Annotated in this window: 10 protein-coding genes and 1 riboswitch; of the genes, 8 read left to right on the plus strand and 2 right to left on the minus strand. The window is 71.8% G+C overall.

The window, feature by feature from the left end:
- Positions 1-84 precede the first annotated feature (84 nt).
- From ABZ321_RS26945 to ABZ321_RS26960, 4 genes are all read left to right on the plus strand, one after another.
- Complete coding sequence (locus tag ABZ321_RS26945) at positions 85-996, plus strand: hypothetical protein (protein WP_344505643.1); 912 nt, start codon at positions 85-87, stop codon at positions 994-996.
- A gap of 36 nt (positions 997-1,032) precedes the next feature.
- Positions 1,033-2,220 (plus strand): HEAT repeat domain-containing protein, encoded by a 1,188-nt coding sequence (locus ABZ321_RS26950; RefSeq protein WP_354896036.1) that lies wholly within the window; start codon positions 1,033-1,035, stop codon positions 2,218-2,220.
- A gap of 5 nt (positions 2,221-2,225) precedes the next feature.
- Positions 2,226-2,606: a VOC family protein gene (locus ABZ321_RS26955; protein ID WP_354896039.1), complete on the plus strand. Its 381-nt coding sequence runs from the start codon at positions 2,226-2,228 to the stop codon at positions 2,604-2,606.
- A gap of 112 nt (positions 2,607-2,718) precedes the next feature.
- Entirely contained in the window at positions 2,719-3,636 is a 918-nt protein-coding gene (locus ABZ321_RS26960) for a hypothetical protein (protein ID WP_354896042.1), read from the plus strand.
- Between the two features lie 374 nt (positions 3,637-4,010).
- Here ABZ321_RS26960 and ABZ321_RS26965 read toward each other — a convergent pair whose 3' ends face one another.
- Entirely contained in the window at positions 4,011-5,066 is a 1,056-nt protein-coding gene (locus ABZ321_RS26965) for a DUF2855 family protein (protein ID WP_354896044.1), read from the minus strand.
- A 150-nt stretch (positions 5,067-5,216) separates the two neighbouring features.
- Here ABZ321_RS26965 and ABZ321_RS26970 point away from each other — a divergent pair, with 150 nt between their 5' ends.
- Positions 5,217-5,714 (plus strand): HIT domain-containing protein, encoded by a 498-nt coding sequence (locus ABZ321_RS26970; RefSeq protein ID WP_354896047.1) that lies wholly within the window; start codon positions 5,217-5,219, stop codon positions 5,712-5,714.
- A 48-nt stretch (positions 5,715-5,762) separates the two neighbouring features.
- On the opposite strand, the gene ABZ321_RS26975 is transcribed toward ABZ321_RS26970, so the two are convergent.
- Positions 5,763-8,501, minus strand: a complete 2,739-nt coding sequence (locus ABZ321_RS26975; protein WP_354896050.1) for a beta-L-arabinofuranosidase domain-containing protein — start codon at positions 8,499-8,501, stop codon at positions 5,763-5,765.
- Between the two features lie 273 nt (positions 8,502-8,774).
- Positions 8,775-8,992: riboswitch (cobalamin riboswitch) on the plus strand.
- A 174-nt stretch (positions 8,993-9,166) separates the two neighbouring features.
- Between ABZ321_RS26975 and ABZ321_RS26980 the strand changes: the two genes are divergently transcribed.
- The 3 genes from ABZ321_RS26980 (at position 9,167) to ABZ321_RS26990 (ending at position 14,608) form a co-directional block, all read left to right on the plus strand.
- Positions 9,167-11,485: a ribonucleoside-diphosphate reductase subunit alpha gene (locus tag ABZ321_RS26980; RefSeq protein WP_354896120.1), complete on the plus strand. Its 2,319-nt coding sequence runs from the start codon at positions 9,167-9,169 to the stop codon at positions 11,483-11,485.
- A gap of 38 nt (positions 11,486-11,523) precedes the next feature.
- On the plus strand, positions 11,524-12,519 hold the full coding sequence (locus ABZ321_RS26985; protein WP_354896053.1) for a ribonucleotide-diphosphate reductase subunit beta: 996 nt from the start codon (positions 11,524-11,526) through the stop codon (positions 12,517-12,519).
- Between the two features lie 316 nt (positions 12,520-12,835).
- Positions 12,836-14,608, plus strand: a complete 1,773-nt coding sequence (locus tag ABZ321_RS26990) for a thiamine pyrophosphate-dependent enzyme (protein WP_354896056.1) — start codon at positions 12,836-12,838, stop codon at positions 14,606-14,608.
- Positions 14,609-14,611 lie beyond the last annotated feature (3 nt).

Consider the following 14,611-nt stretch of genomic DNA (forward strand, 5'->3'; position numbering starts at 1 on the left):
GGCACCGAGATGGGGACCCGGGTGTCACTCGGCGCGGCGGATGCCTACGCTCACCTGCGAATGCTTCTCCGGGGAGGAAGACAGATGGCCGTTCACGTCGACCTGCAGGCAACGCCCGAGGTGCTCCGCCAACGCCTGTATGACGGTCACCTTCTGGTCATGACGAAGCTGCCGTCCGTGGCGAAGTTCGTCGACCACGCCCGGCAGCAGCTGACCGAGCTCTTCGCTCCGCACGACCCGGAGCACGCCCACGAGCACTTCGAGCCGGCCGCGATGGCCACCCTGCTCGGGCCGTGGAAGCCGCGGTTCATCCACGACGAGCGGTCCAAGAAGCTGGTCCGCAACATCATCGAGGAGGCCGGCTTCACCGCCGAGGAGACCCACTTCGACGTGCCGAAGCCCCGCACCTCGTTCCCTGTCGGCCACCTGACCACGGGCGTCGCGTTCGCCTTCCCGTGGCACCGCGACGTCTGGTACTCCGCGCCCAACCAGCAGCTCAACTGGTGGCTGCCGATCTTCCCGGCCCGCGACACCAACGCGATGTCCTTCGACCTCGACCGCTTCAACGCGCCGGTCGCGAACAACTCCGGCGACTTCGACTACTACGCCAACAACGTCGGCCGGCTCACCACCGCCGCGTCGGTCAAGCGGGAGGCCCAGGTCCGCCCCGGCGCCACCGACCACAACCCGCCCAACGAGCTGGTCGTGCTGCCCGCGCCCGGCCAGGTGCTGCTGTTCTCCGGCGCCCACCTGCACCGGTCGACCCCGAACACGTCGGGCCTCGCCCGCTACAGCGTCGACTTCCGCACCGTGCACGTCCCCGACGTCGTCGCCCGCCGCGGCGCGCCGCTCGCCGACACGTACTGCACCGGCACCGCGATCCGCGACTTCGTCAACGTCGCCGACGAGACCCGCTTCGACGAGGCCACCGTCCGCTCCATCTACGGCGAGCCCCCGGCGGACGCGATGCTCGTCTTCGAGGCCCCGAAGGCCTGACGCGCGACCCACCCCCGTTGTGGCAGGGTGGCGCGGGTGACCGACACCCGGGCCGCCCTCGCCACCGTGCTCCGCCACGCCGCCGCCGAGTTCGCGGAGCTCACGAACGGCCCGCTGGACGCCGATCCCGTGGAAGCCGGCGCCTTGGCGGCGGCCCTGGACGCGCTGGCCGGGTCCGGCGACACCTCGCTGGTGCCGGAGCTGCACGCGCACCTTGCCCGGTTCCTCGACGAGGGCAACCCCGCCGGCCGGGACCTGATCGCCTCGGTGCTCGCGGCGATCGCCGGCCCGGACGCGCTGCCGGCGCTGCTGGAGGCCGCGGCCCGCGACCTCTGCGACAGCCAGGTGGACCTGGACAACACCATCGCCGAGCTGCTGCGGGCCGACCCCTCGCGCGGGCGCCGGCTGGTGACCGAGTACGCCACCGACGGCAGCGTCGAGCGGCGGCGGGTCGGGCTGCACGCCTTCGGGCACCTGCCGGGCCCGAAGGACATCGACCTGCTCGCCGCGGCCCTCCACGACACGGACCGGTCGGTCCGGTTGAGCGCCGCCGGGCAGCTCGACCTCGCGGTGCGGCACGACGCGGCGTACGCGGCGCTGGTCGAGGCGCTGCGCAGCCCGTTCGAGGAGACCCGGGCGGCGGCGGTCGAGTCGCTGCGACGGTCCGGGCGGCCCGGCGCCGTCACCGACCTCACCCCGGCCGCCGACGACCCGTCGCCGCAGGTGCGGGCGGCGGTGGCGAACGCGCTCGGCCGGCTCGGCGGGGCCGCCGCGGTGACCCTGCTGCGCCGCCTCGCCGACGACACCGAACGCTCCGTCCGCGAACACGCCCGGGCCGCGCTCGCCCGCCTCGACGACCTCGACCCACTCCTGGTGCTCGCCGCCGATCCCTCGCCCGGCAACCGGCTCTCCGCCGCCAAGGCCCTCGGCGCGGCCGTCGACGCCGACCCCCTGGCGGCCCGGCGACTCGCGGAGCTGCTGCGCGACGACGTGGCGGCGGTGCGGGCGGAGGCCGTGAGCGCGCTGTTCGCGACCCGGGACCGGGGCCGGTGGGCGCCGCTGGTGCTCGGCCTCGCCGACGACCCCGACCCCGTCGTGCGGCAGCGGGTCGCCGTCATCCTCAGCCACCTGGACCGGGTCGCGGCGGGGCCGGTGCTCCGGCGGTACATGAGCGACAACGACCCCACGGTGCGCTGGGTCGCCTCGACGCGGCTGGCACAATGACGCGGATGCTGACAGTTGGTGCGATCGTCCTCGGCGTCGACGACGTGGCGCGGGCCACCCGCTTCTGGCAGGAGGCGGTAGGGTACCGTCGGCACGAGACCGGGTTCGGTGGTGCCGCGACGATCCTGGTGCCACCGGACGGCGTCGGCACGCCGATCGCGCTGCAGCGCAACGTCACTGCCCCGCAGGCCCACCCGCGGATCCACCTGGACCTGCACGTCGCCGACGCCGCGCAGCAGTCGGCCGAGGCGGCGCGGCTGGAGTCGCTCGGCGCGTCCCGTGTGGACTGGGACAGCTTTCCGGCCGACCCCGACTTCGTGGTGCTCGCCGACCCTGACGGGAACCGGTTCTGCATCGTGAATCTGGGTCACGTTCCTTCGACGTAGTCCACAGTGGACACTGCCGCAGATCTGACTGTTGCCGGCAACAGGGTTGTGATGTTTCGGTGGGACAATGACGGGGTACCGGGCGAGCTCGCGCGGGGAGAAGGGGGAGCCGATGCGATTGGCCGTGCTTGACGTGGGCTCCAACACCGCGCACCTACACGTGGTTGACGCCCACCCGGGAGGCCCGCCGCAGTCGGTGTTCCGGCTCAAGGCGCCGACGCTGCTCGCCGACTCCGTCGACGCGGACGGTGCGCTGTCCGACGAGGCCGTGGACCGGCTGGTGTCCGCCATCACCGAGACCGTCGACGCGTCCCGCCGGCACGCCGTCACCGACCTGATCCCCCTCGCCACGGCGACGATCCGCGACGCCACCAACGTCGAGGAGATCCGCGACCGGGTCCGCGAGGTCACCGGCATCGAGCTGCGCTCGCTCAGCGGCGAGGACGAGGCCCGCGTGACGTTCCTCGCCGTCCGGCGCTGGCTCGGCGACTCCTCCGGCGCGCCCGGCGCACCCGCCGCCCCGCTGCTCCTGCTCGACATCGGCGGCGCGACGACCGAGATCGCGGCCGGATCCGGCGAGCAGCCCGGGTTCGCGGTGTCGCTGCCCCTCGGCGCGGCCCGCATCACCCGCACCATGCTCCCCTGCCATCCCGCCCGCCGCCGCGACGTCGAGGCCGTCCACCGGCACGTGCTGCGCTCCGTCCGGCCGTATGCGTCGGCCGTGCCCGCCGGCGCGCTGCAGGTCGCGACGTCGAAGACGTTCAAGCAGCTCGCCAGGGTCGCGGGCGCCGAGGGCCGGCTCACGCTGCGCGGCCTGCACGACTGGATCCCCCGGCTCACCGCGATGCGCCCCGAGGAGCGCGCCGCCCTGCCCGGCGTCGCCGCGAGCCGCTCCCGCCAGCTCCTCGCCGGCGCGGTCATCGCCGCCGCCACCATGGAAGCCCTCGACATCGACCACGTCGACGTCTGCCCCTGGGCCCTGCGCGAAGGCCTCCTGCTTCGCCGCATCACGGAGCTGTCCCACTCCTGACCGGCCGGCTTCCCGGTGTCAGGCGCCTGCGCCGGTTGGGTCGCCGGTCGGACGGCCAGCCGCGGTCAGAAGCCCCGGCCGGACGCCCGAGGCGATCAGAAGCCGCCGCGGTCAAGGGGCCGAGGCCGGCCGGCGGCGGACCCGATCAGACTCCCGCGACCACAGCCTCTCGAGACCGGAGCGCCCAGCGAGCAGAGGCCGAGGCGGTCAGAGCACCCGGGATCAGAGGCATCGCAGTCAGAGGCACAGGTGGTCAGGTCGGAGCAGCGGGTCCGGGGCGACAGACCAGCGGGCGGTGAGATCGAGGCACCGCTGTCCCGTGTCTGGCCTGGTTCCTTCGGGCGCCTCCCGGTGGGATCGGGTTGGCGGTGGGGTCATGTAAGGCGGACGATCCGGCCGGAGCGGGGGGCGGCGCGGCCGGCGAGCACGTCGAGCCAGGCGGCGCGCAGCGCCTCCGGGCCCTCGCCGGTCTCGACGTCGACCCAGCCGGCGGCGGCCGCGGCGAAACGGCGCCACGCCTCGGCGAAGCGGCGGTCGAGGCCCTCGCGGCCCCAGTCGGCGGTCCGCTTGCGCATCTGGTCGGGGGCGAAGAAGACCTGGCCGGCGGCGTCGGCGTTCGGGATCTGGGCGGTGAGCCCGACCGCCACGTCGCGGACGAGCCGGTCGCCGAAGTGGGCGCGGACCGCCGCCCGGGTGGCGGGCGATCCGGACAGGTCCAGGTAGACGGCGGGCACCGCGTCGAGCGTGGCGACGTCGTCGTAGGACACGACCTGGTCGTAGCAGCCGAGCGACCCGGTGAAGGCGACATTGCCCGGCGAGGTCAGCCCGATCACGCGAGCGCCGCGGCCCCGCAGTTCGAACGCGGCGGCGTAGGCGGTCTTGCTCGACGCCGAGGACAGCAGGACGGCGGCCGCTCCGTGGCAGTCGTTGTCCAGCAGCTGGTCGGCGAGCATGAACGAGGTGAAGAACAGCGGCCGGAACAGCACCAGCAGGTCCTCCTGGTCGGCGCGGTACACCGGGTCGCCCGTGGTCAGGCGGTACGCGTTGTACGGCGACGGCAGCGCGGCCCGGTGCCCGGCACCGTCGCGGAACCCGGTCCCGTCGATCCGCACCGGCCGCACGACGAGGTGACTGGCGGGTGGCAGGTAGCCGTACACGCGCTGGCCGGGCTCGACACCCGGTACCGTCGACGCCGCCACCTCCGCGAAGCCCCACAGCGGCACCAGTCCCAGGCCGGGGTCGCGATGCGGGAAGAACTCCCAGTAGCGCATCGACTCGCCGAGCACGGCGTAGGTGACGTTGTTGGCTGTCATGCCGACCCGGTCGACCCGCAGCAGCGCCTCACCGCCGGCCAGGTCCGGCACCGGCCCTTCGGCGAGCACGGTCCGGGCGAGGTCGTCACGGGCGACGGCGAGGGTCCAGGCGGTCATGGCCGCGACGGTACGAACCGCGGCGCCGGCGGGCAACGGGGCGCCGGGTGAGATCAGCCATCCGGCCGCCCCGGATGCCCGCGACACGGGTGGTGGTGAGGCGGAAACCACATGCGACGCTGGAAGAATGATCTCCGTGTCCTGCCGACCGTGAGGGGTGTCATGTTCAACCACGCGCCGGACGACTACGAGTGCCCCTTCTGCCGGCTGGTGGCGGGCGGCGGGGACGAGCGGCGGACGCAGGAGGACGTCGTGCGGCGCGACGAGCTGGCCACCGCGTTCGTGTCGCCGCGATGGTGGCCGAGGAACCGCGGTCACGTGCTGGTCGTGCCGAACGAGCACCACGAGAACCTGTACGACCTGCCGTCCCGCTACGGTCACGCGGTCCACGACCTGGTCCGCGAGGTCGCGATCGCGGTCCGGCGGACGTACGGCTGCGACGGGACCTCGGTGCGTCAGCACAACGAGCCGGCCGGGAACCAGGACAGGTGGCACTACCACGTCCATGTGTTTCCGCGGTACGCCGGCGACGACCTCTACTTCACCCACCCGGAGAAGGATTTCGCCCCGGCTGAGCAGCGGCGGCCGTACGCGGACAAGCTCCGCGCGTACTTCGGGTCGGCCACCGGCGGCGCGCTCGATCGCTGACGCGTGGCGTGCGTGGCCGGCACGTGCACCGGCCACGCACGGCCACGGTCAGATGAAGCGCCAGAGGTGGTCGTTGGTGCCGTTGTCGTCCCAGATGAGGACCTGGGCGCCCTGGGCGGTGGAGGCGCCGTTGACGCCGAGGACCCGGCCGCCGTTCGCGGCCTGGATGCGGAAGTAGCCGTTCGCGCCGTACCGCAGCCGCCAACGCCGATCGGAGGACGAGGTGTCGGCGAGTTGGACGGCTCTGGCGCCGTTGGCGGTGCCGGCGTTCTCGACGCCGAGGACGAGGCCGCTGTTGGCGTTGCGGAGACGGATGTAGCCGCCGGTGTCGGCGACCGCGGTCCACAGGTGGTCGGCGGTGCCGGTGTCGCCCCACTGCAGGACGAGGGCGCCGCTTGCCGTGGACATGTTGGTGACGCCGAGGACGAGGCCGCTGCCGAGGTTCTGGATGCGGCGGGCGCCGCCGGGCAGCAGCCGCCACAGGTTGTCGGTGCTGCCGTCGTCGGTAGTCTGGACGGCCTGGCCGCCGTTGGCGGTCGAGTTGCCCAGGATGCCCAGGACCAGGCCGCTGTTGACGTTGCGGAGCTTGTGGTTGCCGTCGCCGTTGTCGACGATCGTCCAGCGATGGTCGGCGGTGCCGTTGTCGGCCCACTGCAGGGCGACGGCGTCCGCGGCAGTGGACATGTTCTGGATGCCGAGCACCTTACCGCTGTTGAGGTTGCGGAGGCGGACGGCGGTGCCGTCGACGACGAGCTCCCAGTTGTGGTCGGCGGTGCCGTTGTCGGTCCACTGCAGTGCCAGGCCGCCGTCGGCGGTGGACATGTTCTGCACGCCGAGCACCAGGCCGCTGGCGGCGTTGACCAGCCGGTAGTTCGGCACGGAGGATGCGCCGTTGGCGCTCCAGTAGACGGTGTAGTTGAAGCCGTGCGCGTCCTGGAACGGGCCCAGGCCGACGTTCGTGCCGTTGGCGGTGGCGGTGAAGGCGAGCGAGCCGCTGCCGGTGCGGGTCACCGACGAGGTGGTGAGGGCGGGCAGCGAGGACAGCGCGGTGTTGCCGTAGTTGCCGGCGAGGACGACCGGGCCGTAGGTGACGGCGACGACGTTGGCGTTGTCGTTGGTGGGCCGGACCGCCACGGCCATCGGCAGGCGGACGGTGACGGTGTCGCCGGACGTCCACGACCGGGTCAGCGACGCGTACGTGCCGGGTGTGGTCGCGATGCTCTGCGCGGTGCCGTTGACGCTGACGGTCGCGCCCGAGGTCCACGACGGGATGCGGATCCGCATGGTCCAGGAGCCGCCGACGCTGCCGGTGACCTGCAGCGTGGTGGTGTCGCTGACCGGATACGTGGTGGTCTGCGTGACCGTGATCCCGCGCTGGCTCCAGGTGAGCACCGACGGCACGAACAGGTTCACCGTCAGCGTGGTGCCGTTGGAGAAGTAGATGGAGTCCATCAGCTTCGTGTTGGTCTCGACGCCGGTGCCCTGGCAGCACCAGAAGCTGTCGTAGTCGGTGCTCCACGTGCCGCCGCCCCACGCCGGGCCGACGCCGCGCCGGGCGCCCGCCTGCAGGCCGGTGAAGTAGGTGATGTGGCCGTGGCTGTCGGCGGGGTTCTGCGCGCCGATGAGATGGTTGAGCAGCGCCCGCTCGTAGAAGTCGAAGTAGGCGGCGTTGTTCGGGTCGAGCAGCCAGAGCTCTCTGGTGAGTTTCAGCATGTTGTACGTGTTGCACTGCTCGCACGTGTCGTTGGCCAGGTAGGAGGCGATGGCGTTGGGGGCGCGGAAGTGCTCCGCCTGGCTGTTGCCGCCGATGACGTACGTGTGGGCGTTGACGGTGATGTTCCAGGCGTTGACGGCGATGTCGCGGTACCGGGTGGTGCCGGTCGCCTTGTACTCGCGGGCGGCGCCGATCCACTTCGGCACCTGGGTGTTGGCGTGCAGCCCGTTGAGCTGGTCGGTGTTGGACGCGAGCGGGTTGAACACGGCCGCGTGGTCGAAGCGCTGGGCCGCGGTGAGCCAGCGCGCGTCGCCGGTCTGCTGGTACAGGTCGGTGAGGACCGCGTTCATGCCGCCGAACTCGACGCCCAGCGTGGTCTGCATCTGGCTCGCGCTGAGCCGGCCGGTGCGCCAGTCGGCCCAGCCCGCGAGGGCGAGGAGCACGTCACGCGCCTGGGTGCTGCCGATGTACCGCCACACGTCCAGCAGCCCGGCGAGGGTCTTGTGGATGCAGTACCAGGGGACGTTGCCGTTGCTGAGGGTGCCGGACTCCAGGGCGGTGAAGTCGGACTCCGGGAAGCCGGACAGGTAGCCGGTGCTGAAGCCGGCGGCGGCGTTGTTGGCCTGGCAGGCGGCCATCGCGGCGACCATGGCGTTGGCCTTGTCCCGGCAGGTGGTGTCGCCGAGCACGGCGTAGGCCTGGGCCCAGGCGGTCAGCAGGTGGCCCTGCATGTGGGTGCGGAACGGGAAGGTCGGCGCGTCCCAGCCGCCGGTCGCGGCGGCGCCGGCGGTGGACAGCCGGTGGTTGGCCCGGAAGTTGTAGACGAGCCGGTTGACGTCGACGAAGCGCAGGTAGGCCAGGGTCCGGTTCTGGTTGTCCAGGAAGCGGCCGGTGCTCAGCCGCACCTGCCCGAGGTCGAACGCGTAGGCCGAGACGCCGATGTCGGCGCGGGCCGGGGCGAGGGCGGCGCCCGCGGCGGTCGGGGCGCCGAGCAGGGGCGCGGCCGCCGAGGCGGCGGCGACGGCGCCGGTGGTCTGCAGCAGCCGGCGGCGGCTGACGCTGGGGTGAGGCATGGGGTTGATCCTTTCGACCGTGACGGCGGGCGTTGGATGTGTGAGCGTTAACATGCTTGTGCGACGCGTCCGCACCTCATGACTGGCGGGTGAAGTGAGCGCTAACATCGCGGCGGCATGACGAGACTGCCAGAGGAATCGGCAACCTTCAAGGGCACGGGCCGGGCACACGACACGTCGGCACGGCTGTCACGGGACAGCCGGCCGCGGAATGTGAAGATCACAACACGCCGCACCGACATGTGGTGTGTGCATTTTTCGGCGGCCCTAGATATGGTGCTCGACGCAGCTGGTTCGAGCCGGTCCCCCAGCGGGGCCGGGTCGAGGCAAGAGGGAACCCGGTGCGAGTCCGGGACTGCCCCGCAGCGGTGAGTGGGAACGACCGCCGTCGAGCACACTGGGCCATCCGGCCTGGGAAGTGACGGCCAGTAGGCGACCATCCGTGGTCACGCCCGCGAGTCCGAAGACCTGCCAGCGCGCCACGCACACCCCGTGCGTGGCGGCTTCGAGGCCGCGCGGGACGGCCGACGCCACCATGAACGGTTCACGGACGGGCGACCCGCCGTGCGCGCCGTTCGGCGTCCCCGCGACCTCGGATCCACTGGAACGAGCTCGCGAGGAGAGAGCCAGTGACGGTCACGACGGCGCAGCCACGCCGGCCTGCGATGCGGGTCCGGAACCGCGACGGCGACCTGGAGCCGGTCGACGTCGGCAAGATCGTCAAGGCGGTCGAGCGGTGGGTCGGCGGCCTCGACGAGGTTGACCCGCTGCGGGTGGCGACCAGGACGATCAGCGGCCTGTACGACGGCGCCACCACCGCGGAGCTGGACAAGCTGTCGATCCAGACCGCCGCCGAGCTCATCGGTGAGGAGCCGCAGTATTCGAGGCTCGCGGCGCGGCTGCTCGCCGCGTACGTCGGCAAGGAGGTCCGCGGGCAGGACGTGGCCGGCTTCAGCCAGTCGATCCGCCATGCCCACGGCCTGGGGCTGATCGGCGACGAGACGGCGGCGTTCGTGGCCCGCCACGCCCGCGAGCTCGACGACGCCGTCGACCCGGACGGTGACCTGCGGTTCGAGTACTTCGGGCTGCGGACGGTCGCCGACCGGTACCTGCTGCGCCACCCGACCAGCCGCCTCGTCGTGGAGACGCCGCAGTACTGGCTGCTGCGGGTGGCCTGCGGGCTGTCGCGGACGCCGTCCGAGGCGACCGGCTTCTACCGGCTCATGTCGTCCCTGGCGTACCTGCCGAGCTCGCCGACGCTGTTCAACTCCGGCACCCGGCACACCCAGATGTCCTCCTGCTTCCTGGTCGACTCGCCCCGCGACGAGCTCGACTCGATCTACGAGCGCTACCACCAGGTCGCGAAGCTGTCGAAGTTCTCCGGCGGCATCGGCATCTCCTGGACGCGGGTCCGCGGCCGGGGCGCGCTCATCCGCGGCACCAACGGCAGGTCCAACGGGATCGTGCCGTTCCTGAAGACCCTCGACGCCGGGGTCGCGGCGGTGAACCAGGGCGGCCGGCGCAAGGGTGCCGCGTGCGTGTACCTGGAGCCATGGCACCCGGACATCGAGGAGTTCCTGGAGCTGCGGGACAACACCGGCGAGGAGTCCCGGCGCACGCACAACCTGAACCTGGCCAACTGGATCCCGGACGAGTTCATGCGCCGGGTCGAGGCCGACGCCGACTGGTCGCTCATCGACCCGTCCGACGCGCCGGAGCTGCCCGACCTGCACGGCGAGGCGTTCGACGACGCCTACCGCGTCGCGGAGAAGCGGGCGGTCAGGACGGTCAAGGCCCGTGACCTGTACGCCCGGATGATGCGCACGCTCGCCCAGACCGGCAACGGGTGGATGACGTTCAAGGACCGCTCCAACGCGCTGTCGAACCAGACCGGGGCGCCCGGCAACACCATCCACCTGTCGAACCTGTGCACCGAGATCCTCGAGGTCAACAGCGACGACGAGACCGCCGTGTGCAACCTCGGCTCGATCAACCTCGGCGCGCACGTCACCGCCGACGGCGTCGACTGGCAGCGGCTGCGGGAGACCGTCCGCACCGCCGTCGTGTTCCTCGACCGGGTCATCGACATCAACTACTACCCGGCGGCGCAGGCCGCCGCGTCGAACCCGCGCTGGCGGCCGGTCGGCCTCGGCCTGATGGGCCTGCAGGACGCGTTCTTCACGCTCCGGCTGCCGTTCGACTCGGCGCCGGCGCGGGACCTGTCCACCCGGGTCCAGGAGGAGATCCTCCTCACCGCCGCCGAGACGTCCGCCGAGCTGGCGGAGCGGTCCGGCCCGCACCCGGCGTTCGCCGAGACCCGCGCGGCGCGCGGCGAGCTGCACCCGGACCTGTGGGGCGCCACCCCCGCACAGCCCGGGCGGTGGGCGGCACTGCGGGCCCGGGTCGCGGCGCACGGGCTGCGCAACTCGCTGCTCGTCGCGATCGCGCCGACGGCGACGATCGCCTCGATCGCCGGCTGCTACGAGTGCATCGAGCCGCAGGTGTCCAACCTGTTCAAACGCGAGACCATGTCCGGCGAGTTCCTGCAGGTCAACACCTACCTGGTCCGAGAGCTCAAGGCCCGCGGGCTGTGGACGGCCACGGTCCGCGAGCAGATCAAGCGGGCCGAAGGGTCCGTGCAGGCGGTCGACGGCCTGCCCGAGGACGTGCGTTCGCTGTTCCGCACCGCGTGGGAGCTGCCCCAGCGGGCGCTCATCGACCTCGCCGCGGCCCGCGCGCCGTACGTCGACCAGTCCCAGTCGCTGAACCTGTTCCTGGCCGCACCGACGATCGGCAAGCTCTCCTCGATGTACCTGCACGCCTGGAAGAGCGGCCTGAAGACCACCTACTACCTGCGGTCCCGGCCGGCGACCCGGATCCAGCAGGCGACCGTGCCGGTCCTGCCGGCGATCACCGCGGCCGCCGGCACCGACGCCGTCGCCTGCTCCCTGGAGAACCCCGAAGCCTGCGAGGCCTGCCAGTGACCGTCATTCCCGTTCCCCGCGCCGCCACTACCGCGCCCATGCTGCTCGACCCCGGCATGGACCTGACCCTGCGCCCGATGCGGTACCCGCACTTCTTCGCCCGGTTCAAGGACGCCATCAAGAACACCTGGACCGTCGAGGAGATCGACCTGCACACCGACCTGCCCGACCTCGCCGGGCTCACCCCGGCGGAGCGGCACCTGGTGTCCCGGCTCGTCGCGTTCTTCGCCACCGGCGACACGATCGTGGCCAACAACCTCGTGCTCAACCTGTACCAGCACGTCAACAGCCCCGAGGCCAGGCTCTACCTGTCCCGGCAGCTGTTCGAGGAGGCCGTGCACGTCCAGTTCTACCTGAACCTGCTCGACACGTACGTCACCGACGAGCACGAGCGCTCCGCCGCCTTCGCCGCCGTGGAGAACATCCCGTCGATCCGCCGCAAGGCCGAGTTCTGCTTCCGCTGGATCGACTCGATCTTCGAGCTGCGCGAGCTGAGGACCCGCGACGACCGGCGGTCGTTCCTGCTCAACCTGATCTGCTTCGCCGCCTGCATCGAAGGGTTGTTCTTCTACGGCGCCTTCGCCTACGTGTACCACCTGCGCTTCCGCGGCCTGCTGCACGGCCTCGCCTCGGGCACCAACTGGGTCTTCCGCGACGAGTCGATGCACATGGCCTTCGCGTTCGACGTCGTCGACACCGTCCGGTCCGAGGAGCCGGACCTGTTCGACGACGAGATGGCCGGGCAGATCCGGGCCATGGTCGCCGAGGCCGTCGAGTGCGAGGTCCAGTTCGCCGCCGACCTGCTCGAGCAGGGCATCTCCGGGCTGTCCCTGGCCGACATGCGCGAGTACCTGCAGCACGTCGCCGACCGCAGGCTGGCGCTGCTGGGCGTCGAGCCGCTCTACGGCAGCCGCAACCCGTTCGCGTTCATGGAGCTCCAGGACGTCCAGGAGCTGTCGAACTTCTTCGAACGGCGGGTCTCGGCCTACCAGGTCGGCGTCACCGGCACCGTCTCCTTCGACGACGACTTCTGAGCACCCGCGCCGGCGTCGTGGCCGTCCACCGGGCCCGTGCCCGGTGGACGGCACCCACCCGCCGTCCGGTGGCCTGGCCGAGCGGGGCGAGCAGGAGTTTCGGCGGGCTGTGGACGGGCATGGCAATCAGGACCCGGTTGGCGCCGGCGTCGGTTGGCGCCGGCGGGCGTCGGTGACCCGCTCGACGAGGTGACGCCCGGCCGGGGTGAGTGACACCTGCACCGCGCGCCGGTTGCCGGTGGCTGGGTCACGCCATGCGACGGTCCGGCCGTGCGGTGGCGCGGGCCTGCCCAACACCGGAAAGGACCAACGCCACATGGAAACCATCACCTCCGAGGTACTGATCTCCCGGCTTGCCGACTGGGGCGTCGACACGGTGTTCGGCATCCCCGGCGACGGCATCAACGGGATCATGGAAGGGCTGCGGCGCAACGCCGACCGGGTGCGCTTCGTCCTGACGCACCACGAGGAGGCGGCCGCGTTCATGGCCACCGCCCACGCGAAGGCCACCGGACGCATCGGGGTGTGCCTGGCCACCTCCGGGCCCGGCGGCATCCATCTGGCCAACGGCCTGTACGACGCGAAGCTCGACCACGCGCCGGTGCTGGCGATCACCGGGATGCAGGAGACCTCGGTGCTCGGCACCGGATACCAGCAGGAGGTCGACCTGACCCGGCTGTACGAGGACGTCAGCGTCTACAACCAGCTGATCGTCAACCCGCAGCAGCTGCCCGCGCTGGTGGACGTGGCGATCCGGCACGCGTACGCCCGGCGGGGCGTCGCTCACCTGTGCGTCCCCAACGACATCCAGGTGGCGCCGGCCGACGCCGACCCCTACCAGCACGTGTCCCCCGCCAAGCCGCCGGCCACGGCGCCGGTGTACCTGCCCAGCTCGGTGCGGCCGCGCGACGAGGACGTCGCCCGCGCCGCCGAGGTGATCAACGGCTCGGCGAAGGCGGCGATCCTGGTCGGTGTCGGCGCGCGCGGCGCGGGCGCACTGGTGGAGCGGATGGCCGACACGATCGCCGCCCCGGTGATCAAGACCCTGTCCGGCAAGATGGTGATCCCCGACGACTCGCCCTACACCACCGGTGGCATCGGGCTGCTGGGCACCGCCCCCAGCGAGGAGCTGATCGACGACATCGACACCCTCGTCATGCTGGGCACCAACTTCCCGTACACCAAGCACCTGCCGCAGGCGGGCAAGGTCAAGGTCGTCCAGGTCGAGATCGAGGAGACCCGGGCCGGGATGCGCCTGCCGACCGACGTGCCGCTCATCGGCGACGTCGAAGCGACCCTGCACGCCCTCATCCCCCGGCTGACCCGCCGCACCGACCGGTCGCACCTGCAGCGGTACCAGGCGCAGATGCGCGACTGGAACGAGAAGATGCACGCCCTGGAGAACGGCGAACGGGACCCGATCGCCCCGCAGTACCTGGCGTCCTGCCTGGACGAGCTGGCGAACGAGGACGCGGTGCTGTGCTGCGACTCCGGCACGATCGCCACCTGGGCGGCGCGGCACTGGCGCATCCGCGGCGGGCGGGAGTTCTACCTGTCGGGCAACCTCGCCACGATGGCGCCCGGCCTGCCCTACTCGATCGCCATCCAGCACGCCTTCCCCGACCGGCAGGTGATCGCCTACCAGGGCGACGGCGGCTTCGCGATGCTCATGGCCGAGTTCAACACCGCCTGCCGCTACGACCTGCCGATCAAGGTGGTGATCAACAACAACAACGCGCTGGGCCAGATCCTGTGGGAGCAGATGGTGCTCGGCTACCCCGAGCACGGGGTCCGCTTCGGCGACCCGAAGCCGGACTTCTCCGCCTGGGCGCACGCCTGCGGCGGCTTCGGCGCCCGCGTCGAGAAGGCCGGCGACCTGCGCGCCGCGCTGGTCGAGGCGTTCACCCACCGCGGCCCGGCGCTGGTCGACGTGACCGTCGACCCGAACGAGCCGCCGATGCCCGGCAAGGTCAGCTACGAGCAGGCGAAGAAGTTCGCCCAGGCCTTCCTGCACGGCCAGCCGCACAAGGCGTCGATCGCCACCACCCTGTTCAAGGACAAGATCCAGCAGCTGAAGGCGGACCGGTGACCA

The sequence above is a fragment of the Dactylosporangium sp. NPDC006015 genome, from assembly GCF_040614215.1.
Lineage (GTDB): Bacteria > Actinomycetota > Actinomycetes > Mycobacteriales > Micromonosporaceae > Dactylosporangium > Dactylosporangium maewongense.

Excerpts from the sequence above, each read along its gene's own strand:
- ABZ321_RS26945 (WP_344505643.1), top strand. The coding sequence starts at position 85 with ATGGCCGTTCACGTCGACCTGCAGGCAACGCCCGAGGTGCTCCGCCAA.
- ABZ321_RS26955 (WP_354896039.1), top strand. The coding sequence starts at position 2,226 with ATGCTGACAGTTGGTGCGATCGTCCTCGGCGTCGACGACGTGGCGCGG.
- ABZ321_RS26960 (WP_354896042.1), top strand. The coding sequence starts at position 2,719 with ATGCGATTGGCCGTGCTTGACGTGGGCTCCAACACCGCGCACCTACAC.
- ABZ321_RS26965 (WP_354896044.1), bottom strand. The coding sequence starts at position 5,066 with ATGACCGCCTGGACCCTCGCCGTCGCCCGTGACGACCTCGCCCGGACC.
- ABZ321_RS26975 (WP_354896050.1), bottom strand. The coding sequence starts at position 8,501 with ATGCCTCACCCCAGCGTCAGCCGCCGCCGGCTGCTGCAGACCACCGGC.
- ABZ321_RS26980 (WP_354896120.1), top strand. The coding sequence starts at position 9,167 with ATGCGGGTCCGGAACCGCGACGGCGACCTGGAGCCGGTCGACGTCGGC.
- ABZ321_RS26985 (WP_354896053.1), top strand. The coding sequence starts at position 11,524 with ATGCTGCTCGACCCCGGCATGGACCTGACCCTGCGCCCGATGCGGTAC.
- ABZ321_RS26990 (WP_354896056.1), top strand. The coding sequence starts at position 12,836 with ATGGAAACCATCACCTCCGAGGTACTGATCTCCCGGCTTGCCGACTGG.